Genomic DNA, 20,657 nt, shown 5'->3' with positions numbered 1-20,657 from the left:
GCTCTCCTCAGGCGGCGGCGTCGAGGAGCGAGCCGCCGGGCCGCACATGCGTGAAGTGCACCGGCTCCATCGCGAGGTCGAGCGCCCCGCCGCGCTGGCGGACCACCGTGTAGTGCGAGGTCGCGAGGTCCGAGGCCTCCGGGAAATCCTCGCGGAAATGGGCGCCGCGGCTGTCGGTGCGGGCGAGCGCCGCCCGGGCGATGGCCTGCGAGACCAGCACGAGGTTCTCGAGATTCAGCCGGTCCATCCAGGTCAGCGCGTAGCGGCGGTCGCCGTCCGGCGCACCGGCTCGGGCGACCGCGTCGGAGAGCCCGTCGAGGGTCGTCAGCGCCCGGGTCAGGCCGGCCGCGTCCCGCAGGATGCCGACATCGGCCCACATCGTCTCGTAGAGCGCCTCGCGGATCTCCGGCAGCGACTCCGCCGGCCGGCCGAGCGGCCCGTAGGCGCGGGCGAGGCCCGCCTCGATGGCGGCGGGATCGGGCTCGGCGAGGCGGCCCTCGCGCGTCACGGCCCGCGCCATGGACTGGCCGGCGAGCCCCCCGAACACCGTGGAGTTCGCGACTCCGTTGCCTCCCAGCCGGTTCGCCCCGTGGACGCCGCCGGTATCCTCGCCGGCAGCGTAAAGGCGCGGCAGCGCGGTGGTGCAGTCGACCGCGAACTGGAGGCCGCCCATCATGTAGTGGGCGGTGGGGATGACCTCGACGAGCCCGCCCGCGAGGTCGAAGCCGCAATCGGCGCAGCGCTCGACCATGCCCTTGAACCGGCGGCGCACGTCCTCGGGGCCGAGATGGCTCATCTGGATGTGGACGCCCCCGCTGGGCGTGGCAAAGCCGTCGCGCAGCCGCCGCATGATCGAGCGGCTGACCACGTCCCGGGTCGCGCGCTCGGCCCGTGGGTCGTAGGCCTCCATGAAGCGCTGTCCGGTGGAGTCGAGGAGCCAGCCGCCGGCCCCGCGAAGTCCCTCCTCCAGCACCGTCCCGGTCATGCGGGTGCCGGCGCCGGCGAGCAGCCCGGTCGGGTGGAACTGCACCATCTCCATGTCGCGCAACGGCAGCCCGGCGCGCAACGCCATGGCGAGCCCGTCGCAGGACTTGTCACCGGACGGCGTGTGGTACTTGTACATGGTCGGCCCGCCGCCGGTGGCGAGCAGCACGGCCTTCGCCCGCACCAGCTTCGGTTCACCGGTGCGCATGTCGAGCATCAGCACGCTCGCCAGCCCCGATCCGTCCCGGGCCGGGATCAGCTCCAGGGCGCGGTGATCCTCCAGGCGGCGCACGTCCCGGCGCCAGACCTGCTCGGACAGGCGGTTGATGATCTCGATGCCGGTAAGGTCGCCCTTGTGCACCGTCCGGTCGAAGGTCTGACCGGCGAAGGCCTTCTGGTGGACGCTGCCGTCCGGGTTGCGGTCGAAGAAGCAGCCGAGCTCGGTCTCCAGCTCGCGGATCCGCACCTGCGCCTCGGTCACGAGCGTCCAGGCGAGCGCCTGATCGTTCAGCCACTTGCCGCCCTCGATCGTGTCCATGAAGTGCCGCTCGACCGAGTCGCCCGGCGCCAGCGCCACGTTGTAGCCGCCCTGGACCATGCGGGTGCAGCCGCATTTCCCCAGCAGACCCTTCACCGCGACGGTGACGTCGAGGTCCGGCGCGACCTTCTTGGCGTGGAGCGCCGCGAACAGCCCGGCCCCGCCGGAGCCGAGGATCAGGATGTCGGTCTCGACCTGTTCGGGGCTCATCGGGCGTCCTCGAGGGAGGCGATGACGGCGTCGCGCCGGGCGGCCACGTCGCGCTGCACGTCGGCGAAGAGCGAGCCGCCGTGCGAATCCATGCCGACCAGCAGCGGCCCGAAATCGCGGATCGCGAACTGCCACAGGCTCTCGGGATGGAGATCGTCGAGGTCGACGTCCACGATGGTCTCGATCCAGGTCGTCTCCAGCGCCGCCGCGCCGCCGACGATCGCCAGGTAGGCGCCGCCGCGCCGCGCGAAGGCGTCGAGGGTCGCCGGCCCCATGCCGCCCTTGCCGACGATGAGGCGCACGCCCTCGCGCTCCATCAGCGCGTCGGTGAAACGCTCCATGCGCATCGAGGTGGTGGTGCCGATGCAAAACGGCGCGAAGCCGACCGGCGCCTCGTTGGAGACCGGGACGCGGTGGACGTTCGGCGCGGTGTGGATCACCGCGTGGCCGTCGAGGTCGAGCCGGTTGCGGCGGTCCCGGTCGAACATGTGGATCAGGGTCGCGTCGCGGATGCCGAACAGCCAGCGCCGCAGGGTGACGGTGTCGCCGATCCGGAGCGCCCGGATCTCGGCCTCAGTGGCCGGCATGTCGAGGACGTGGTGGGCCACGGTCTGCTCCTCAATCGAACGCGATGCCGCCGGGCGTGAGCGTCGCGCGGGCGCGGCGGGCCGAGTGGCACTGGATGTTCACGGCGACCGGGTTCTGGGTGATGTGGGTCGCGGCGAGCTCGACATGGACGGCGAAGCTCGTGGACCGGCCCCCGAGCCCCTGCGGGCCGATGCCGAGCTCGTTCACTGCGCGGGACAGCTCGGCCTCGATCCGGGCGCCTTCGGGATCGGAGCAGACCGAGCGCAGCGGCCGGGTCGCCGCCACCTTGGCGAGGTGCATGCACAGGTCGGATGTGCCGCCGAGCCCGACGCCCACGATGGTCGGCGGGCAGACCCGGCCGCCGAGCTCGATCACCCGGTCGATGACGAAGCGCTTGGCCGCGCCGATCCCGTCCGAGGGCAGCAGCATCTGCAGGAACGAGCCGTTCTCGGAGCCCGAGCCCTTCGGGATCATCTCCACCGCCACGGTCTCGGGCCGATCGTCGAAGTCGACGTGGATGATCGGCACGCGGATGCCGCAGGAGGTCTGCTCGTTCCTGCGGGTGATCGGGTGGACCACCGAGGAGCGCAGGGAGAAGTCCTTGGTTGCCCGCTCGCAGCCGCGCCGGATCGCGGCCTTGAGCGCGGCGCCGTCGAAGCGCACGTCGGCGCCGATCACGACGTTGTAGATCGGGATGCCGGTATCCTGGCAGAGGATATTCTTCGTGCGCTCCGCGACCGCGACGTTCTCCACCATCGTGTCGAGGATGGCGCGGCCGGTGGCGCTGGTCTCGGCCCGCTGCAGGTCGGCGAAGCCCGCCTTGATGTCGGGCGGCAGGATCTTCAGGGCGCGGACGTAGAGGTCGCGGCAGACCTCCTCGAATTCGCGGATGTCGAGATCCATGGCGGGTCTCCGCTGGTGACGGTCGGGGGATCAGGCCCCGCTCAGGAGGAACAGCAGGCCGACCGCGAAGGCGGCCGCGAGACAGCCCGCCACGACGCGGGCATCGCGCTCGCGGAAGCGCAGCCACTCGATGGCGAGCACGCGCAACCCCAGCGCCATGTGGACGGCGAGCGCGCAGACGAGTCCCCATTCGGCCGTGCGGACGAGGCCGTTATGGGTGAGGCCGAGGAAGCTCTCCAGCCGGTCGGCACCCTGGAGCGCGGTGCCGAGCGCGATGAAGTGCATCGGCAGGAACAGCGCCAGGGCGATCCCCGAGAGCCGGTGGATCAGGGCGGCGGCGAAGCCGGGCCGGCGCAGGGACGCGCGGGTGATGCCGGCCCGCCCGGCCGTGCCCGGGGCGGTCCTCATGCCGCGTACACCGCGAGTGCCGCCCGCAGGCCCAGCCCGGCGAGCAGGGCCGAGAGGGCGATCATGGCGACGTCGAGGGAGCGGCCGCGCCAGGCGGTCCACTCGCGCAGGACGCTGCGCAGGCCGATCGGCGCGTGGATCGCGGCCGCCAGAACGAAGACCGCGTAGAACAGCAGGAAGGCGAGGTTGCCCTGCGTCCGGCCCAGGATCTCGCCGGCCGTGAGCCCGCCGCGCACCGCGTAGAGGATCGTGCCGAGATGGACCGCGACCGTGACCGCCAGGATCGCCGCGGTGCCGCGCTGCGCGAGGTACAGGAGCGGGCTCATCCGCGCCTCCAGAACCGGCGCAGCGCCGCCTTGCCGGTCTCGCGCTTGAGGCCCGCGATCGAGAAGGTCGGGCTCAGGCCCTTCGGGCAATGCTCGGTGCAGCTCATGTGGCTGTGGCAGGAGTGGCAGCCGGCATCGCCCGCCACCGCGGCGAGTCGATCCCGGTCGCGGTCGCGCACGTCGTTGACCAGCGTCCAGGCCCGGTTGAGGGCCGCCGGCCCGAGATAGTCGGGGTTCCACGTCACCAGATCGCAGGCGGCGTAGCAGACGCCGCAATTGATGCACTCGATGCCGGCATCGACCTCCCGGCGCGCGGCGGATTCCGGTTCCACGACCGCGAAATCCTCGGGCGGGTTCTCGCCCGGCTCGAAGAAGCCGTGGGCCCGGCGCCACTTCTCGAAGAAGGGCTCCATGTCGACCGCGAGGTCCTTCACCACCGGCAGGTTGCGCAGGGGCTCGAGCGTCAGCACCCCGTCCGGCGCCACGGCGGCGACCCGGGTGCGGCAGGTCCAGCGCGGGCGCCCGTTCACCGTCATGCCGCAGGAGCCGCACATGCCGACCCGGCAGGCGAACCGGTAGGCGAGGGTCGGGTCCTGGTCGCGCTGGATCTCGGTGACGACGTCGAGCACCGTCTGGTTGGCCCGGCGCGGCACCGCGTAGTCCGCGACGGTCTCGCCGCGCCGGACATGCACCCGCAGCGTCTCGCCTGCGCCCGGGTCGACGGCCGCGTGGCCGACGGGAGCCGTCACCGGTTGGCCTCCTTCGGAGCGCCGGCAGCGTTCGGATCGGGGAAGAACAGCTCGCTCTCGCTGTCGGCCTTGGCCGAGACCAGCCCGGCCCGGTTCATGTACGCGAGGTAGGCGAGCATCCGCTCGGGCTTGGTGGTCCAGGCGTTCTGCGGCGCGCGGATGATGGCCACGGCCTCCTCGGGCGAGATCTTCGCCCCCTCGGCCTTGATCCACAGGGCGGCGGCCCGGGCCGGGTCGTCGCGGATCAGCGCGAGGCTCTCCTCCAGCGCCGCCCGGAAGGCCGCCGTGACCTTGGGGTTCTCGGTGACGAAGCGGTTGGTCGCCCAGACGAGGTTGAAGGTGTGGGGGCCGCCCATCACGTCGTAGCTGTCGAGCACCTTGCGGGCGCGCGGGTCCTTCAGCTCCATCTCCTGGAAGGGCGGCGAGCCGAAATGGGCCGTGATCTCGGAGCGGCCGCCCATCATGGCGGTCTGCGCGTCCGGGTGCCCCATGGAGACGGTGAGCGGGTCGAGCTTGGCCTGCTGGCCCGGCCCGAAGGCCTTCTCGGCGGCCATCTGCAGGGTGATGGCCTGGATCGAGGTCTTGGCGGTCGGCAGCGCGATCTTGTCCTGAGGGCCGAAGTCCTTGATCGACTTGACCGCGGGATTGGTGGTCACCAGCCAGAGCGGCATCGCGTTCAGCGCCGCGACGCCCTTGACCTTGAGATTGCCCTGCGTCCGGCCCCAGATCGTCAGGAACGGGCCGACGCCGCCGGAGGCGAGATCGAGGTTGCCGGAGAGCAGGGCCTCGTTCATCCCCGAGCCGCCGGTGAAGCGCAGCCACTCGGCCTTGACGTCGAGCCCGCGCTGCTTGGCCTGCTTCTCGAGCAGGCCCTCCTCCTCCATCACGATGAGCGGCAGGTAGGAGATCCCGAACTGCTTGGCGAGCCGCACGGTCGAGACCTCGGCCCGGGCGGCGCCGAGCGCCCCCCATAGGACCGCGACCGTCCCGACGAGCCGGATGATGCTCCGTGCCGTCATGGCGCTCCTCACCTGTCCGCGCGCCGATCTTGCGAAGTCCGCGACCTCGTCGGCGTCGGATCGAGGATACGCCCCCGGGAAGGTCTGTCAATATTCATGTGTCATATATATGACCTGAGTACCGAGCCCCCGGTGGCTGCACCGAGACGCCCCGTGCGCGAGGGGAACGGCGGCGGATGGGCGGAGTGCGACCGGCTCTCGCGGACGCTCTCGTCGGGATGATCGTCGACTTGGCACGCGTCAGAGTCGGCCCTTGTCTCGGGCTACCCGCCCCGCTGCGGGCGTCGGCGCAGATTTAAGGTCATTTATAAGACTTGCGCGCAGGCGCGCCGCTGCCGGCCGCCGCGACGTTGCTCACGCGAGGGCCGGCCGGAATGCGGCCCGCGGCCGGCACCGCGCAACCCGACCCACGGCGGAAGCCGGATCCGCCCGCGTCAGTCTTCCAGTGGCCGAAACCCGCTCGACGCGGGCTCCGCCGCCACGGCGCAGGTGTGGTCCTGCACGACCTCGCCGTTGGAGGCCTTGCCGAAGCGGCTGGTCACCAGACCGTCCAGGAGCACGAAGCCCGGCTTCGCGCCCGGAAACTCGGCGCCCACGACAGCCAGGGCGTGCTCGCCCATGGCCGAGCGCGCCCCGTCGTCGCGCGCCAGCAGGTCGAACGGGTCCGCGGTGCCGAGATCCTCGCCGAGCACGCGCATCGCCCTGTACGGGCGGCCGACCAGCGGCTCCGCGAGAGGGGCCCAGCGATCCCCGATCGTGGGTGCGAGGCGGCGGAGGGTGTCGCGGACATCCCGGCGGACGCAGTCGATGTGGATGTGCAGCTGCCCCTGGGTCCGCCGCAGTCGCGAATTCACCGCGAGACTGACGTCGCGCCGGTCGAGCGGATGGCCGAGACGCTCCTCCACGAAGGTTCGGGCGTGCCACGCCTTGGCGAAGTAGTTCGTCGTGCCGGGCTGCAGGAGCACGGGGCTCTCGATGCCGGTGATGCGCGCCGTCGGGATCAGGAGGAACTGCGCCCGACCGCGAAGGTCTTTGAGGATGGCGTATCCCTTCTCGACCCCGCCCTCCAGGTCGACCAGGCTGCACGGTGCGGGGCCCTGTCCGCGCAACGCGTGGGGGACGCACGCGCCGTGCACGATCGCCCACAGGGCTCCGCCCTTCCCGAGGAGGTTGGGCACGAGGGCGACGGCCAGCCAGACGGCCGTCGCCGCGAGGACGAGCAGGATGCCCAGCGATCGCCGCGACAGCCCGGTCCTCGCGCGCCCCGTCGAGCCGCGCGGTGACACGGTGCCCGGCCGGCCGCGGACGGCGTCACGCACCTGACGGGTGAGCCCGACCGCGGCTCTGCGCAAATCCATGACGTGACCCGGTAGCCCGTTGCCGCGAAGCGCCGGGGCCGCCGACGCCGGAACCGTCTTACAGATCGCCCGCCGCCTGAGCGATCTCTGTCCCGCTACGGATGCAACGCCGGACGGATCGTGCGGAACGCGGGCGCCGCCGTGGGAGCCCGCACCGGGCGCGGTGACGCGGCCGCGCTTTTCGCGCTCCGGAACCCGCGCGGCCCCTTCTCGGACATCTATCCGATGGGCCATGCCTTGAGAGGCCTCGTCATCGGCGCCGGACTGGGACATGCCTGTCCGCACCCCGATGCCGTCGGCGGCCGCAACCGATCCGGCGGCGCTCCGCCGGGAACGCGGCGCCAACGACAGGGGTGGGACGACGCGCGCGAGGACCTGCTCGACGCGCGCTCCGGGAGCCGGGAGCCCGGCGACCGCTGAGACAGACCGGACGGCCGGGGCAACCCGGGCCGCCCACGCGAGGAGACGACCATGACCGACGAACCGCACGGCTTCGACCGCGGCCTGACCAATTACGGCGACCGCGACTTCGCCCGCTACCTGCGCCGCTCCTTCGCGCGCTCGATGGGCATCTCGGTCGGCCTGCTGAACAAGCCGGTGGTCGGCATCGCCATGACGCCGTCGGGCTTCAACAACTGCCACCGGGGCATGCCCGAGCTGGTGGAGGCGGTCTCCCGCGGCGTGCTGGCGGCCGGCGCCCTGCCGCGGCCGTTCCCGACCGTGTCGCTCGGCGAGGTTTTCCTCAACCCGACCAGCATGATGTACCGCAACCTCATGGCCATGGACACCGAGGAGATGATCGGCGCCCAGCCCATGGACGCGGTGGTGCTGATCGGCGGCTGCGACAAGACCGTGCCGGCCCAGCTCATGGGCGCGGCCTCCGCCGACCTGCCGGCGATCCAGCTCGTCACCGGCCCGATGTCGACCGGCCGCCACCGGGGCCAGCGGCTCGGCGCCTGCACGGATTGCCGGGGCTTCTGGGCCAAGTACCGGGCCGGCACCGTCGACGCCGAGGAGATCGCCGAGGTCGAGGGTCGGCTCTCCGTCACGGCCGGCACCTGCGCGGTGATGGGCACGGCCTCGACCATGGCGTGCATCGCGGAGGCGCTCGGCATGTCGCTGCCGGGCACCGCGGCGATCCCGGCGGTGCATTCCGACCGGTTGGTGGCCGCCGAGGAGACCGGCCGCGCCGCCGTGCGGCTGATCGAGACGCGGATCCGGCCCTCCCAGGTGATCACGCAGAAGTCGGTCGAGAACGCGATCCGCGTGCTGATGGCGGTGTCGGGCTCGACCAACGCCATCGTGCACCTCACCGCCATCGCCGGGCGGCTCGGCATCCGGATCTCGCCCGAGCGCTTCAACCAGATCTCCGACGAGACGCCGGTGCTGGTCGACCTGAAGCCCGTGGGGCAGGGCTACATGGAGGATTTCCACGCCGCCGGCGGCATGGGCGCGCTCCTGCGCGAGCTGCGCCCGCTCCTCCATCTCGACACCGTGGACGTGGAGGGCCGAACGCTCGCCGAGCGCCTGGACGAGCCGGAGTCCTGGGTCGACCGCGCGGTCATCCGCACCGCGGCGGATCCCGTGTCGCCGGTCGGCGGCCTGGTGGCCCTGTCCGGCAGCCTCGCGCCCGACGGGGCGATCTTCAAGCGCGCGGCGGCGACGCCCGACCTGTTCGAGTCGGAGGGCCGGGCGGTGGTGTTCACCGGCCTGGAGGACCTGTCGGCGCGCATCGACGACCCCGCGCTCGACGTGGCGCCCGGTGACATCCTCGTCCTGCAGAATGCCGGCCCGCACGCGGCCGGCATGCCGGAGGCGGGCTACCTGCCGATCCCCAAGAAGCTGGCGCAGGCGGGCGTGAAGGACATGGTGCGCATCTCCGACGCGCGGATGTCGGGCACGGCCTTCGGGTCGATCGTCCTCCACGTGGCCCCGGAGGCCGCGGTGGGCGGACCGCTGGCCGCGGTGCGCGACGGCGACCGCATCCGCCTGTCGATCCGGGACAAGCGCGTCGATCTCCTGGTCGCGGAGGACGAGATCGCCCGCCGGCTCGCCGACCACCGGCCGCCGCCGGTTCCGGCCCGGGGCTACAAGGCGCTCTACCGGCGCAGCGTCACGCAGGCTCCGGAGGGCTGCGACTTCGACTTCCTCGCCAAGGCGGAGGGCTGACGGCCCGCAACCCTCCGTCCGGACGCGCCGGACGGCCGTGACGGACACCGTCGATCCGAAACCCGCGGCCCGCCCGGCGGGCCGCGCGCGCCGTCGCGGCATCCGGGGCCGTCGCATCGCCCGTGCCTGTCCCGGCGGTGAGGCGGCCCGAGCCGGGGTGCCGCCTCGGACCGGCTCAGCCCGGGATCGTGGAGCGCGCCGCCTCGAGCAGTTCCCCGGCCAGGGCCTCGTCGTCGACGCCCCGGGCCAGCACCACCGCCCCCACCATGGTCGACAGCGCGATCAGGGCGCGCTGCCGGCGGCGTTCCTTCGACGCTCTGGGCAGCCTGTCCGCGATGAGGCCGGCGAGTCCCTTGACCCCCTGGGTGAACCGCGCCCGCAGGGCGCTTCCGGGCGGCTCACGCCCGACGTCGTTCACCAGCGCCGCGACGGGGCAGCCTCTCCCCGGCGTGCGAACATGCCCCAGGGAGAGGTAATTCTCGATGAAGGCGTCGAGGTTGGCCCGGTACTCGGCGCTGATCGCCGCGTCGAACGCCTCCGCAGCGAGGGCATCCTTGCTGGCGAACTGACCGTAGAAGCCGCCATGGGTCAGGCCCGCGGCCGCCATGATGTCGACGACGCCGATACCGTGCAGGCCGCGCTCCCGGAACAGGGCCGAGGCGACCTCGACCACGCGCTGGCGGTTCAGCTTGGCTTGCTCCTGCGAGACCCTCGGCATCGTACCGTCCTCCGCTCCGCCTCCTCACATAGATGCGAGATGTCATTTATTGAAGGGACGGCGAGCCGCGGATGCCCGAGGCCGGGCGGAGAGCGGCGTCGCGGTCGCGCCGCGGCGGCCTTTCAGGGCTGCCGACCGGCCCGCGCGAGGGGGCGAAGCGCGGGCCGGTCGACGCACCGCGCGCCCGGGACCCGAGCGCGCGATCGCGGGATGCCCCGAGCGGGGCATCGGTGGGGGGCGGCCGGGTCAGGGCTCGGCCGGCACGGGCACCGGTGCGGGGCCGGGTGCGGTCCGCGGCGCGCGCGCGTCCCGCGCCACCCGGAACCAGAGGGCGTAGAGTGCCGGCAGGAACAGCAGGGTCAGCAGGGTCCCGACGCCGACGCCGCCGATGAGCACGTAGGCCAGCGCCCCCCAGAACACCGAGTGGGTCAGCGGGACGAAGGCGAGCATCGCGGCGGCGGCCGTCAGGATCACCGGTCGGGCCCGCCGCACCGTCGACTCGACGATGGCCTCGTAGTCCGACAGGCCCGCCGCCCGGTCGTGGTGGATCTGGTCCACCAGGATCAGCGTGTTGCGCATCAGGATGCCGGACAGCGCGATCAGGCCGAGGATGGCGTTGAAGCCGAAGGGCTGGTGGAAGACGAGCAGCGTCGGGACCGCCCCGACGAGGCCGAGCGGCGCGGTCGCGAACACCATGAACATCGTGGTGAACGAGCGGACCTGCAGCATGATGACCGTCAGGGTCACGATCAGCATCAGCGGGAAGACCGTGACGAGCGCCTTCATCGCTTTCTCGCTCTCCTCCACCGAGCCGGCCGTGTCGATGCGGTAGCCGGGCGGCAGCCTCGCCTTGATGGCCGCGAGTTCGGGGACGATCTGCGCGTGGATGTCCGGCGGCTGCTTGCCGTCGATCACGTCGCCCTGCACGCGGATGTAGGTCTCGCGGTTGTAGCGCTTGAGCACCGCGTCCTCGTTGCGGCTCTCCAGGTGCGCGACCTGGGAGAGCGGCACCTGCCGCCCGTCCCGCGTGGCCAGCGTCAGGTCGCCGATGTCGCCGAGCGAGCGGCGCTCGGGGCCGGGGCTGCGCAGGAGCACGTCCACGGAGCGCAGGTTCTCGCGGACCTGGGTCGCCGGCGTCCCGTTGAGGTAGCTCTGCAGCTGCTGGCCGGCCTCCTTCGGCGTCAGGCCGATCAGGCGCAGGCGCTCCTGGTCGAGGGCGAGGTGCAGGGTCGGCGTCCTGTCGCCCCAGTCGAGATGGACGAGGCGCATGTTGGGGTTGGCCATCATCACGTCGCGCACCTCCGCGGCGATGCCCCGGATGACGGTGAGGTCGGGCCCGACCACCCGGAAGGCGACGGGGAAGCGCACCGGCGGCCCGAACACGATCTGCAGCACCCGCACCCGCGCCTCGGGGAAGCGGCCGTCGTCCACGAGCTTGCGCACCTTGCCGCGCAGCACGTCGCGGGCGTGGGAATCGGCGGTCTGGACGACGATCTGCGCGAAGGCGGGGTCCGGCAGCTCCGGGTCGAACGAGAGCACGAAGCGCGGCATGCCCTGGCCGATATAGCTCGTGATCTCGCCCGCCTCGGGCAGCGCGCGCACGGCCGCCTCGACCTTCCGGACGCTGGCCTCGGTGGTCGCGAAGGCGGACCCGGTCGGCAGCGTCACCTCGACGATGAGCTCTGAGCGCTCCGAGTTCGGGAAGAACTGCTTCTCGACCTTGCCCATGCCGACGACGGCCGCGGCGAACAGCGCCACGGTGATGCCTGCGGCCATCCACTTGTGGTCGACCGAGAGCCGCACGACCCGGCGCAGGCGCTGGTAGTTCCGCGTGGCGTAGATCGCGGCGTGGCCGCCCTCGACCGTCTCGATATTCGGCAGGAGCTTGACGCCGAGGTAGGGCGTGAAGGTCACGGCCACGACCCACGAGACGATCAGCGAGAAGGCCACCACCCAGAAGATGTTGCCGGCATACTCGCCCGCCGTAGAGGCGGCGAAGCCCACCGGCAGGAAGCCCGCGATGGTGACGAGCGTGCCGGTCAGCATCGGCGCGGCGGTGGCGCTCCAGGCATGGGTCGCCGCCGAGACCCGGTCGGCGCCCTCCTCCATGCGCACCACCATCATCTCGATGGCGATGATGGCGTCGTCGACGAGGAGGCCCAGTGAGATGATGAGCGCGCCGAGCGTGATGCGGTCGAAGTCGCGGCCGGTGATCATCATCACCACGAACACGGCCGAGAGGGTGAGCGGCACCGCCAGCGCCACCACGATGCCGACCCGGAAGCCGAGCGCCACGAGGCTGACGAAGATCACCACCGAGAGCGCTGTGAAGAACTTCACCATGAACTCGTGGATGGCGTCGTCGATCACCCTCGCCTGGTCGGTGATCTTCGTGAAGGTGATGCCGGTCGGGAGATCGCGATGGATCGCGACCTCCTCGGCGTTCAGCGCCTCGCCCAGGCTGAGTCCATTGAAGCCCGGCTTCATCACGAGGCCGAGCACCAGGGCCGGCGCGCCGTCGTTGCGGATCGCGAAGGTCTTCGGGTCCTCGTAGCCGCGTTTCACCTCGGCGATGTCGCCGAGCTTGAGGCTGCGGTCGCCGGCCGCCACCGGCAGGTCGCGGATCGCGTCGAGGCCGTCGATGGCGCCGTCGAGGCGCAGGTAGACCCGCGGGCCGTCGGCCTCGACGAAGCCGGCCGGCGTCACGTCGTTCTGGTTGGCGAGCGCCGCCAGGAGCTGCTGGCCGGTGATGCCCAGGGTCGCGAGGCGCTGGTAGGAGACCTCGACGAAGATCTTCTGCGCCTGCTCGCCGAGGATGTTGATCTTCTCGACGCCGGGCACGCGCAACAGGCGCTGGCGCAGGTCCTCCGCGCGGAGCACGAGATGCCGGTGCGGCAGCCCCTGCGCCTGGAGCGCGTAGAGGGCGAAGTAGACGTCCGAGAACTCGTCGTTGAAGAGCGGCCCGAGCACGCCGCGCGGCAGGCCGGAGGCCTGGTCGGAGAGCTTCTTGCGCGCTTGGTAGAATTCCGACTGGAGCCGGGCCGGCGGCATGCTGTCCTTGAAGAAGACCTTCATCAGCATCAGGCCGGGGCGGACGGTCGTCTCGACGCGGTCGTAGTAGACGAGTTCCTGCAGCCGCTTCTCCAGCGGGTCGGCGACCTGCCGCTGCATCTCGTCGGTGGTCGCGCCGGGCCAGGCGGCCGAGACCGCCATGGTCTTGACCGTGAAGGTCGGGTCCTCGGCGCGCCCGAGCTTCTCGAAGGCGAAGATCCCGGCCGCGGTGACGGCGAGCAGGAGGAACAGCGTGACGGCGCGCTCGCGCACCGCCAGGGCCGAGAGATTGAAGCCGGAGGCGTTCATCGACCGGCCTCCACGACGCTGGCGTCGGCCTGACGGACCTTCTCGCCCGCTCTCAGCAGATGGGCGCCGAGCGCGACGATCCGGTCACCGGGCGTCAGGCCCGAGGCGACTTCCGCGGTCTCCTCCGACAGGCGCGCGACGGTGACGGGCTGCGCCGCGACGGTCTGGGTCTCGGCGTCGTAGCGCCAGACGGCCGAGCCGCCGCCCTGGTCGAACAGGGCCCCCAGCGGCACGGACACCGAAGCCCGCGCCTGCCCCTGGGCAGGGATCAGCTGGAGCGTCACGGTCGCCCCGAGGGGCGCGGTCTCGCCCCCGCCCGACAGGATGTAGCGGGCGCGGTAGGTGCGGGTCGCCGGATCGGCCGTGGCCGACAATTCCCGGAGCTTGGCCGGGTAGGTCGTCTCGCCCTCGGCGTAGAGGGTGGCCGACGCCGTGCCCTTCGTGCCTTGCCGGCTCCCCTCCGGCAGGAACACCTCCGCCTCGCGCGCGCCGTCGCGGGCGAGCTTCACCACCGTCTGCCCGGCGGCGACGACTTGGCCCGGCTCGGTCGGCACCTCCATCACGACCCCGTCGGCATCGGCCTGGAGCTCGGAATAGCCGGCCTGGTTGGCGATCTGGCTCGCCTGCGCCTCGGCGTTGGCGAACTGGGCGATGGCCGCGTCGGCGGCCGCCTTGTTCTGGTCGTAGGTCTGCTTGGAGGTCCACCCGTCGCCGACGAGCTTGCGGCTGCGCTCCTCGTCGGCCCTGGCCTTGATCATCTGCGCGCGGGCCGCCTCGACCGAGGCGCGGGCCGCGTTGAGCGCCAGGGTGAAGTCGGTCCGGTCGAGCCGCATCAGGGGCTGGCCGAGGCGCACGTGGTCGCCCGGGTCGACGAGGCGCTCGAAGATCTTGCCGCCGACCCGGAAGCCGAGGTTGCTCTCGGTGCGCGCCCGGATCACGCCGGTGTAGCGCGCCACCGCCGCCGAGGCGGGCGCGACCGCAACGGTCTGCACCAGCGGCGGCTCCGGCGTGACGGCGGTCTCGGCCGGCGAGCATGCCGCGAGTGCCAAGCCGGCGAACCCGATCACCCATCGCGCGTCCATCACCGAGTCCCGTCGCAGCCGATCGCCCAAAATAATTATGACCATCATTTATTATGGCGTGATACCGCCGTCAATGGCGGCTGCGCCCGGCGTCGGCCGAGGCCTGACGCGCGCCGTCCCCTCCGGCTCCGATCCGGAGGCCGTCCGATCCCCCTTGAAGAGAGCGGGGTCTGCCGGCATCTCACGATCATGCCCGATGTCGCGCTCGACGAAGCCAGCCTCGCCCGCTTTCTCGATGCCTTCTACGGGCGCGTGCGCGGCGATGCGCTGATCGGACCCGTCTTCGCGGCCGCGATCCCCGACCCGGACTGGCCGCGGCACATGGAGACCGTCCGGGCGTTCTGGTCCTCGGTCCTCTTCAAGTCAGGCCGCTACAAGGGCAACCCGTTCGGCAAGCATCTCGCGCTGGGCCGTCTCGAGCCCGAGCACTTCGCGCGGTGGCTCGACCTGTTCGGGGAGACGGCCTCCGCCCATTTCCCGCCCGAACCTGCCGCCCTCCTGATCGAGCGCGCGCACCGCATCGGCGACAGCCTGAAGGCGGGCCTGTTCTTCCGGCCAGACGTGCTGCCCGTGCCCGCGGCGGGATCGGCCGCGCCGTGACCCGCGGGGAAGGCGCATGCGTGAGACGCGCGCGGAGCCGCGACCGGCGGGACGGCCCGAGATCCCGGGGGCGGGTCCGGAGCCCTCAGAGCGCGGCCGGACTCGTGCGCGCCCGACGGCAGTGGATCAGCCACAGCACGATCGCCACGTTGACGGCGTTCCAGGCCAGCCCGTTGACGAACGCCGCACGGTAGGAGCCGGTGGCGTCGAAGATCGCCCCCGTGAGCCAGCCGCCGAGCGCCATGCCGGCCAGCGTCGCCATCAGCACCGCACCGATCCGCGCCCCGGCCTCCTCGGCCGGGAGGTACTCGCGCACGATGATCGCGTAGGCCGGCACGATGCCGCCCTGGAACAGGCCGAACAGGGCCGAGATCACGTAGAGCGAGGTCAGGTCGTCGAACGCGAGGTAGAGCGCGAGCGCCGCCGCCTGCAGCAGCGCACCGGCCAGCAGCGTCGCGAGACCGCCGATCCGGTCGGCGACGAAGCCCGATGCGACCCGGCTGACGATGCCGAAACCGAGCATCAGCGACAGCATCTGCGCGCCGCGGGCGACGCCGTACCCGAGATCGCTGCAGTACGCCACGATGTGGACCTGCGGCATCGCCATCGCCACGCAGCACGCGGTGCCGGCCACGACGAGGAGGCCCTGCAGCGCCGCGGGCGACAGCGTCGTCACGGCCTGCGGACCGGCCGCGCGCGTCGCCGAAGCCCGTGGCGGTCGGCCCCGCATCGCCAGCGCGAGGGGCAGCATGGCGACGAGGCAGAACAGGCCGATTCCGACCTGCGTCGCGCGCCAGCCGTACGCGTGGACCGCGCGCTCCACCACCGGTGGCCAGAGCGTGCCCGCGAGGTAATTGCCGGACGCGCACAGCGCGACGGCGAGCCCTCGCCGGCGCGAGAACCAGCGCGACACGTCGGCCATCAGCGGTCCGAAGGCGACCGAGCTGCCGAGCGCCCCGACGAGCACGCCGTGCACGAGGGCGAACTGCCAGAGGTTCGTCGCGAGGGCGCTGAGCCCGTAGCCGAGGGCCAGGCAGACGGTCCCGAGGAGCAGCGGGGGCACGATGCCGATGCGGTCCGCGAGCCGGCCCATCAGGAGGCCGCCGACCGCGAAGCCGACCATCGTGAGGGTATAGGGCAGGGCGGCCGCCGCCCGATCGACCCCGAACTCGGCCTGAACCGCGGGCAGCACGACGACGACCGACCACATGCCGACGCCCCCGACCGTGCCGAGCGCCGTCGCCGCGGCGAGCCGACGCCAGGCGCGGCCCGAATCGGCAATCCCATCCTCAGCCATTCCGGCGCACATCGATCTCCGTCCGTGCGGCGCGTTTCACACGAATGCGCCTTCGTCGCCAGCACCGGGCCCGCCCGTCGGCGCGGGGCCTTCGGGACACCGCTCGCTCGCCGACGCGCGCCTCACCCGGCCCTGCCGCGGCGCGCGATCGGTGCTAGAGGTGCCGCCGCGCTCGCCGGCGATGCCGGCTCGGGCCGGGGCGACCATCGGTCGGCCGATGTCGGGCCTCGATGGCGCCCGTCCACCGACCACTCGTACGAGAGGGCTGACGCCACGATGCGAACGATCGTTTATGCCGATGGCGGTTGCGACCCGAACCCCGGGCCGGGGGGGTGGGGCGTCGTCATCGCGGCCCCGGACGGCACGATCGAGCTGTGCGGCGGGGAGCCCGGCACCACGACCAACAACCGGATGGAACTGACGGCCGCGATCAAGGGCCTCGAGCATTTCCCCGCCGGGGCCGCGATCGAGATGCGGTGCGACAGCCAGTACGTCGTCAAGTCGGTGACCGAGTGGATGCGCGGCTGGAAGGCGCGGGGCTGGCGCTCGACGACCGGTGACGTGAAGAACGTCGATCTCATGAAGCGCCTCGACGAACTGAACGCGGCGCGCGACGTGAAGTGGACCTGGGTCCGGGGGCATGCCGGCGACCGCCTCAACGAGCGCGCCGACGCGCTCGTCCACAGGGGGCGTCGCGAAGCGAAGCTCGGCAAGCTCGAGTCGCGGAGCAGCGCCGCGCCCGTACCGGCCCCGACCGCCGCACCGGCGCCGTCGAGCCGGGGCGCCGACCTGCGGATCGACCTCGCGCTCGGCCTCCAGGTCGCTCGGGCCGCGAAGGCGGCGGGTGTCACGCCCGACGCACTCGTCGACGATGCGATCCGCTTCTACCTGGAGATCGGGCCGAGCGAGGTCGCACGCCTGCGATCAGGCCGGGCCTAGCGGGCGAGGCCGCGCGCGGCGACGCCGGGTCGCCGTTCCGCGATCTCCGGGACGGGGCTCGGCCTACTCGCAGACCTCGATCCGCCGAACGTGCTCGTACCCGTACGGGTCGATGTACGCGCGGCGCTCGAAGTGGCAGGCGCCGTACGGGTCGGGCGCGGCGTAGACGGGGCGACCCGGGTAGTACCCGCTGTTGGCGGACGCGATGGCGCTGCCGGCCACGACGCCGCCGAGGATGCCCAGCGCCACGGCGCCGCCGACGCCGATGCCGCGCGCCTGAGCGGCCGGCGGGGTGGCGCAGAGTGCCAGAGCGACCAGCGCGGCCGCACCGCCGGTCCGCAGAAACGTTTGACGCATGGTGTCCTCCCATTCCTCGATGCGGACACCATGAGCCCGCGACCGCCGGATCTCGGTGCTGATCGGCACCCCGAGTTCAGGGCCCGCCGCGCGCGACGCGGTGCCGGGCGATCCGGCGCTGTCATCGATCCTGTTCGGAGCTGTGGTAGCTACCCGGACCGGCCGCGCGGCCTTGTGGACCGCGCGGCGCTCGTGAACGGGACCGCCATGCGCTTCTCTGCCCTCGTCGTCGGTTTGTGCCTGACCTCCTTCCCGATCGGTGCGGCACTGGCACAACCGGCCCCGAAGCCCGCGCCCACGACCGCGCCGGATCCGGCCCTGCTGAAGGTTGCCCGGGAGACCGTCGCGCAGATGCAGGGTGATCGCGCCGCGACGCTCGGCTCGATGGCGGCCCCCATGATCGGCATGATGCAGCAGATCGGGATCAAGGAGCCCGACAAGGCGCAGGTGCTGGTGCAGGAGGTCGTCATGCCGACGCTCACGGCGCACTACGACGAGCTGCTCGACATCCAGGCGCGCGGTTTCGCCACCGTGCTGAACAAGGACGAGTTGCAGGCCATCGCCGCCTTCTACGCGACCCCCGCCGGGAAGCGCCTCGCGGCGGCCCAGCCGCAGCTCGCTCAGATCCAGCTCGCGGGCATGCAGCAATGGATCCAGTCGGTGATGCCCGAGATGCAGGGCAAGCTGACGACGGCCATCCAGGCCCACGGCTGGGCGCCGGGCGGATCGGCGAAGCCGCGTTGAGCCTCCCCGGGCCGCGACGCCTTCCGAGCGGAGCGGCACCCTGCTTCGAAGGCGTCGATAGGCCGGACACGATGCGGGGCGCCGGGACAGCGTGCCCGGACGCTCGGTCAGCGCGGCGGGCCTGAACGGTCAGCCGATGGCCCAGAACAGCGGCAGCGCGCCCGCGAGGAACAGGGCCGAGGAGACGAGCACGGCGAGGCGCTCGCGATGGTGCAGGACGAAGGCGTGCGGGCTGGCGAACATGGCTGGGTCGGATCGGTGGTGAGGGCATCACGCTCGCTCCTGAACCTTGACGGATCGAGGGCGCTTCGCGCTGTCCACAGGTGATGGCCGATCTCTGTCGCTGCCGCGCCACATCCTTTTGGATGTGCTCGGGCGCACCTCCCGGACGGCTCTTCTGGCATATTGAATTCGGCAGGCCGTCTTTCCCCCCTCGGCGGCCCGATCCAACGGCGCAGCGACCCCACGGGTCGCTGCGCCGTTGTCGTTGTGGCTCGGGCGCGGCGCGAGGCCCCCGGCCCGGTGCCGCGCTGGAACGCCTCGGCCGCGGCGACGCGCGATCCGCGAGGGATTCGGATCGGGAACCGCGACACCGTGAAGGTCCGGATCGGACCGGTGGTCGCCCGCCGTCAGGGCCCGATGCGCCGCACGGGCGGCGCATCCTCCCGGGTCTCCTGCGCTGAGGGCGTCCAGAGGATGGACCGGTCGACGGCGCGGATGTCGCGATGGCCGCACAGGGCCATCGTCATGTCGAGTTCCGTGCGGATGATCTCCAGGGAGCGGGCGACGCCGGCCTGGCCGTAGGCGCCGAGCCCGTAGAGGAAGGCGCGGCCGATGAACACGCCCTTCGCGCCCAGGGCGACGGCCTTCAGCACGTCCTGGCCCGAGCGGATCCCGCCGTCCATCAGCACCTCGACGCGCCGGCCGACCGCGTCCGCGATTCCGGGAAGCGCGGCGATGGACGAGGGGGCGCCGTCGAGCTGCCGCCCGCCATGGTTCGAGACGATGAGCGCGTCGGCCCCGGTCGCGGTCGCCCTCTCGGCATCCTCGACGTCCAGGATGCCCTTCAGGATCAGGGGGCCCTGCCACCGGTCGCGGATCCGCCGCACGTCGTCCCAGTCCAGGCGCGGGTCGAACTGGTCCGCCGTCCAGGCCGAGATGGAGCGGGTATCCCGCACGCCGTCCACGTGCCCCACGATGTTGCGGAAGGTCCGGCGCTGCGTGCGCAGCATCGACCAGCACCAGCGGGGCTTGGTCAGGAGATCGAGGACCGTGCCCGGCGTCAGCCGCGGCGGGGCCGACAGGCCGTTGCGGATGTCTTTGTGGCGCTGCCCGAGGATCTGGAGGTCCAGCGTCAGGACCAGAGCCGAGCAGCCCGCCGCCTTCGCGCGGTCGATGAGGCGGTCGTTGAAGCTGCGGTCGCGCATGAAGTAGAGCTGAAACCAGAACGGCTTGCTGACGTTCTCCGCGACGTCCTCGATGCTGCAGATGCTCATCGTCGACAGCGTGAACGGCACCCCCGCCGCCTCCGCCGCCCGTGCCGCCAGGATCTCGCCGTCGGCGTGCTGCATGCCCGTGAGACCCGTCGGCGCCAGGGCGACGGGCATCGCGACGGCCTGACCGGCCATCGTCGTGGCGAGGGTACGGTCGGTCATGTCGACCGCGACGCGCTGGCGGAGCTTGATGCCGGCGAACTCGGCCTCGTTCGCGCGGTAGGTCGACTCCGTCCACGAACCGGAATCGCAGTAATCGTAGAACATCCGCGGCACCCGCCGCTTGGCGACCCGCCGCAGATCCTCGACCGTCGTGATGATGGGCGCCATGGGAGGTTCGGCCTCGCGACTGGATGACGGGGCCGGTCGCGGTTGAGGCGGGCTCGCGCCCGCTCGTACGCCGCGCGCGCTTCAGGCCGCGATGCCCCGTGCTGGAAGCTCGACGGTGCAACGGTTCGCTGGAAAACGGAAGCGCCTCCTCGCCGAATGCGCCGGTCGCGTCAGGCCTCTTCCCGCGCGTACACCGATCCTATAGCGCCTGTTGCGCTCGCCGGCGCCGCAGAGGAACGCCGGATCTCTGCCTGATAGTACACATTCCGGATCGCGCCTGTTCGGATCTTCGCGTTCCGAGCGCGCGTCAGGACAGAATGAATGCGGGCGGAGCCTCGTCGTCATCGTCTTCGCCTTCGCCGCACCGCAGCGAAAGCGGTCGAGTGACGATCCGAGAGCTTCTTCTCATCGAAGCTTAGCGTCGAAGGTTTGCAGGATAGACATCGGCGCGCGGAATAGGGACCATCGTCGCCAACGCCGGGCCT

The 20,657-nt window shown here is 71.9% G+C and carries 18 protein-coding genes; 4 read left to right on the top strand and 14 right to left on the bottom strand.

The features are described from left to right. Positions 1-7 precede the first annotated feature (7 nt). From BLW78_RS20305 to BLW78_RS20270, 8 genes are all read right to left on the bottom strand, one after another. Positions 8-1,732 (bottom strand): L-aspartate oxidase, encoded by a 1,725-nt coding sequence (locus BLW78_RS20305; RefSeq protein ID WP_091681698.1) that lies wholly within the window; start codon positions 1,730-1,732, stop codon positions 8-10. Next, positions 1,729-2,340 (bottom strand): fumarate hydratase C-terminal domain-containing protein, encoded by a 612-nt coding sequence (locus BLW78_RS20300; RefSeq protein ID WP_091681696.1) that lies wholly within the window; start codon positions 2,338-2,340, stop codon positions 1,729-1,731. The genes BLW78_RS20305 and BLW78_RS20300 overlap by 4 nt, the downstream gene beginning before the upstream one ends. A gap of 10 nt (positions 2,341-2,350) precedes the next feature. Beyond that, the gene (locus BLW78_RS20295) at positions 2,351-3,223 is read right to left on the bottom strand and encodes a fumarate hydratase (protein ID WP_042672195.1); all 873 of its coding nucleotides are present in this window, start codon (positions 3,221-3,223) and stop codon (positions 2,351-2,353) included. A gap of 30 nt (positions 3,224-3,253) precedes the next feature. Continuing rightward, a complete protein-coding gene (locus BLW78_RS20290) occupies positions 3,254-3,631 on the bottom strand; it encodes a succinate dehydrogenase, cytochrome b556 subunit (protein ID WP_091681695.1) in 378 nt (125 codons plus the stop codon). Beyond that, complete coding sequence (locus BLW78_RS20285) at positions 3,628-3,957, bottom strand: succinate dehydrogenase/fumarate reductase transmembrane subunit (protein WP_091681693.1); 330 nt, start codon at positions 3,955-3,957, stop codon at positions 3,628-3,630. The genes BLW78_RS20290 and BLW78_RS20285 overlap by 4 nt, the downstream gene beginning before the upstream one ends. Continuing rightward, positions 3,954-4,706 carry a succinate dehydrogenase/fumarate reductase iron-sulfur subunit gene (locus BLW78_RS20280; RefSeq protein WP_091681691.1) on the bottom strand — a complete coding sequence of 251 codons (753 nt, stop codon included), beginning with the start codon at positions 4,704-4,706 and terminating at the stop codon, positions 3,954-3,956. The genes BLW78_RS20285 and BLW78_RS20280 overlap by 4 nt, the downstream gene beginning before the upstream one ends. Next, entirely contained in the window at positions 4,703-5,725 is a 1,023-nt protein-coding gene (locus BLW78_RS20275; RefSeq protein ID WP_091681689.1) for an ABC transporter substrate-binding protein, read from the bottom strand. Before BLW78_RS20275 ends, BLW78_RS20280 begins: the two co-directional genes overlap by 4 nt. 434 nt (positions 5,726-6,159) lie before the next feature. Beyond that, a complete protein-coding gene (locus tag BLW78_RS20270; RefSeq protein ID WP_091681688.1) occupies positions 6,160-7,083 on the bottom strand; it encodes a CDP-diacylglycerol diphosphatase in 924 nt (307 codons plus the stop codon). A 471-nt stretch (positions 7,084-7,554) separates the two neighbouring features. On the opposite strand from BLW78_RS20270, the gene BLW78_RS20260 reads away from it, so the two are divergent. After that, positions 7,555-9,252 carry an IlvD/Edd family dehydratase gene (locus BLW78_RS20260; RefSeq protein WP_056530558.1) on the top strand — a complete coding sequence of 566 codons (1,698 nt, stop codon included), beginning with the start codon at positions 7,555-7,557 and terminating at the stop codon, positions 9,250-9,252. A 175-nt stretch (positions 9,253-9,427) separates the two neighbouring features. Here BLW78_RS20260 and BLW78_RS20255 read toward each other — a convergent pair whose 3' ends face one another. From BLW78_RS20255 to BLW78_RS20245, 3 genes are all read right to left on the bottom strand, one after another. Then, a complete protein-coding gene (locus tag BLW78_RS20255; protein ID WP_020094907.1) occupies positions 9,428-9,970 on the bottom strand; it encodes a TetR/AcrR family transcriptional regulator in 543 nt (180 codons plus the stop codon). Between the two features lie 246 nt (positions 9,971-10,216). Beyond that, positions 10,217-13,330: an efflux RND transporter permease subunit gene (locus BLW78_RS20250; protein WP_091681685.1), complete on the bottom strand. Its 3,114-nt coding sequence runs from the start codon at positions 13,328-13,330 to the stop codon at positions 10,217-10,219. Beyond that, entirely contained in the window at positions 13,327-14,412 is a 1,086-nt protein-coding gene (locus BLW78_RS20245) for an efflux RND transporter periplasmic adaptor subunit (RefSeq protein WP_091681683.1), read from the bottom strand. Before BLW78_RS20245 ends, BLW78_RS20250 begins: the two co-directional genes overlap by 4 nt. 189 nt (positions 14,413-14,601) lie before the next feature. Between BLW78_RS20245 and BLW78_RS20240 the strand changes: the two genes are divergently transcribed. Next, a complete protein-coding gene (locus BLW78_RS20240) occupies positions 14,602-15,012 on the top strand; it encodes a group III truncated hemoglobin (protein ID WP_020094904.1) in 411 nt (136 codons plus the stop codon). Between the two features lie 85 nt (positions 15,013-15,097). On the opposite strand, the gene BLW78_RS20235 is transcribed toward BLW78_RS20240, so the two are convergent. Then, entirely contained in the window at positions 15,098-16,309 is a 1,212-nt protein-coding gene (locus tag BLW78_RS20235; RefSeq protein WP_244526993.1) for an MFS transporter, read from the bottom strand. Positions 16,310-16,585: 276 nt separating this feature from the next. Here BLW78_RS20235 and BLW78_RS20230 point away from each other — a divergent pair, with 276 nt between their 5' ends. Continuing rightward, positions 16,586-17,248, top strand: a complete 663-nt coding sequence (locus BLW78_RS20230; RefSeq protein WP_020094902.1) for a ribonuclease H family protein — start codon at positions 16,586-16,588, stop codon at positions 17,246-17,248. Between the two features lie 63 nt (positions 17,249-17,311). Here the strand turns inward: BLW78_RS20230 and BLW78_RS20225 are convergent, their stop codons facing one another. Then, positions 17,312-17,605 carry a hypothetical protein gene (locus BLW78_RS20225; RefSeq protein ID WP_056530937.1) on the bottom strand — a complete coding sequence of 98 codons (294 nt, stop codon included), beginning with the start codon at positions 17,603-17,605 and terminating at the stop codon, positions 17,312-17,314. 207 nt (positions 17,606-17,812) lie between these two features. On the opposite strand from BLW78_RS20225, the gene BLW78_RS20220 reads away from it, so the two are divergent. Beyond that, complete coding sequence (locus BLW78_RS20220) at positions 17,813-18,349, top strand: DUF2059 domain-containing protein (protein WP_056530934.1); 537 nt, start codon at positions 17,813-17,815, stop codon at positions 18,347-18,349. A 629-nt stretch (positions 18,350-18,978) separates the two neighbouring features. On the opposite strand, the gene BLW78_RS20215 is transcribed toward BLW78_RS20220, so the two are convergent. Further along, the gene (locus BLW78_RS20215) at positions 18,979-20,172 is read right to left on the bottom strand and encodes an alpha-hydroxy acid oxidase (protein WP_056530545.1); all 1,194 of its coding nucleotides are present in this window, start codon (positions 20,170-20,172) and stop codon (positions 18,979-18,981) included. Between the last annotated feature and the right edge of the window lie 485 nt (positions 20,173-20,657).

Source organism: Methylobacterium sp. 275MFSha3.1 (genome assembly GCF_900108435.1).
GTDB lineage: Bacteria > Pseudomonadota > Alphaproteobacteria > Rhizobiales > Beijerinckiaceae > Methylobacterium.
This window is presented reverse-complemented; position numbering and strand designations above follow the sequence as displayed.

Bases quoted from the DNA above. Each gene is read 5' to 3' on its own strand.
- BLW78_RS20260 (WP_056530558.1), top strand. From the start codon at position 7,555: ATGACCGACGAACCGCACGGCTTCGACCGCGGCCTGACCAATTACGGC.
- BLW78_RS20235 (WP_244526993.1), bottom strand. From the start codon at position 16,309: ATGGCTGAGGATGGGATTGCCGATTCGGGCCGCGCCTGGCGTCGGCTC.
- BLW78_RS20305 (WP_091681698.1), bottom strand. From the start codon at position 1,732: ATGAGCCCCGAACAGGTCGAGACCGACATCCTGATCCTCGGCTCCGGC.
- BLW78_RS20245 (WP_091681683.1), bottom strand. From the start codon at position 14,412: ATGGACGCGCGATGGGTGATCGGGTTCGCCGGCTTGGCACTCGCGGCA.
- BLW78_RS20225 (WP_056530937.1), bottom strand. From the start codon at position 17,605: ATGCGTCAAACGTTTCTGCGGACCGGCGGTGCGGCCGCGCTGGTCGCT.
- BLW78_RS20275 (WP_091681689.1), bottom strand. From the start codon at position 5,725: ATGACGGCACGGAGCATCATCCGGCTCGTCGGGACGGTCGCGGTCCTA.
- BLW78_RS20270 (WP_091681688.1), bottom strand. From the start codon at position 7,083: ATGGATTTGCGCAGAGCCGCGGTCGGGCTCACCCGTCAGGTGCGTGAC.
- BLW78_RS20215 (WP_056530545.1), bottom strand. From the start codon at position 20,172: ATGGCGCCCATCATCACGACGGTCGAGGATCTGCGGCGGGTCGCCAAG.
- BLW78_RS20230 (WP_020094902.1), top strand. From the start codon at position 16,586: ATGCGAACGATCGTTTATGCCGATGGCGGTTGCGACCCGAACCCCGGG.
- BLW78_RS20255 (WP_020094907.1), bottom strand. From the start codon at position 9,970: ATGCCGAGGGTCTCGCAGGAGCAAGCCAAGCTGAACCGCCAGCGCGTG.
- BLW78_RS20285 (WP_091681693.1), bottom strand. From the start codon at position 3,957: ATGAGCCCGCTCCTGTACCTCGCGCAGCGCGGCACCGCGGCGATCCTG.
- BLW78_RS20290 (WP_091681695.1), bottom strand. From the start codon at position 3,631: ATGAGGACCGCCCCGGGCACGGCCGGGCGGGCCGGCATCACCCGCGCG.
- BLW78_RS20220 (WP_056530934.1), top strand. From the start codon at position 17,813: ATGCGCTTCTCTGCCCTCGTCGTCGGTTTGTGCCTGACCTCCTTCCCG.
- BLW78_RS20240 (WP_020094904.1), top strand. From the start codon at position 14,602: ATGCCCGATGTCGCGCTCGACGAAGCCAGCCTCGCCCGCTTTCTCGAT.
- BLW78_RS20295 (WP_042672195.1), bottom strand. From the start codon at position 3,223: ATGGATCTCGACATCCGCGAATTCGAGGAGGTCTGCCGCGACCTCTAC.
- BLW78_RS20250 (WP_091681685.1), bottom strand. From the start codon at position 13,330: ATGAACGCCTCCGGCTTCAATCTCTCGGCCCTGGCGGTGCGCGAGCGC.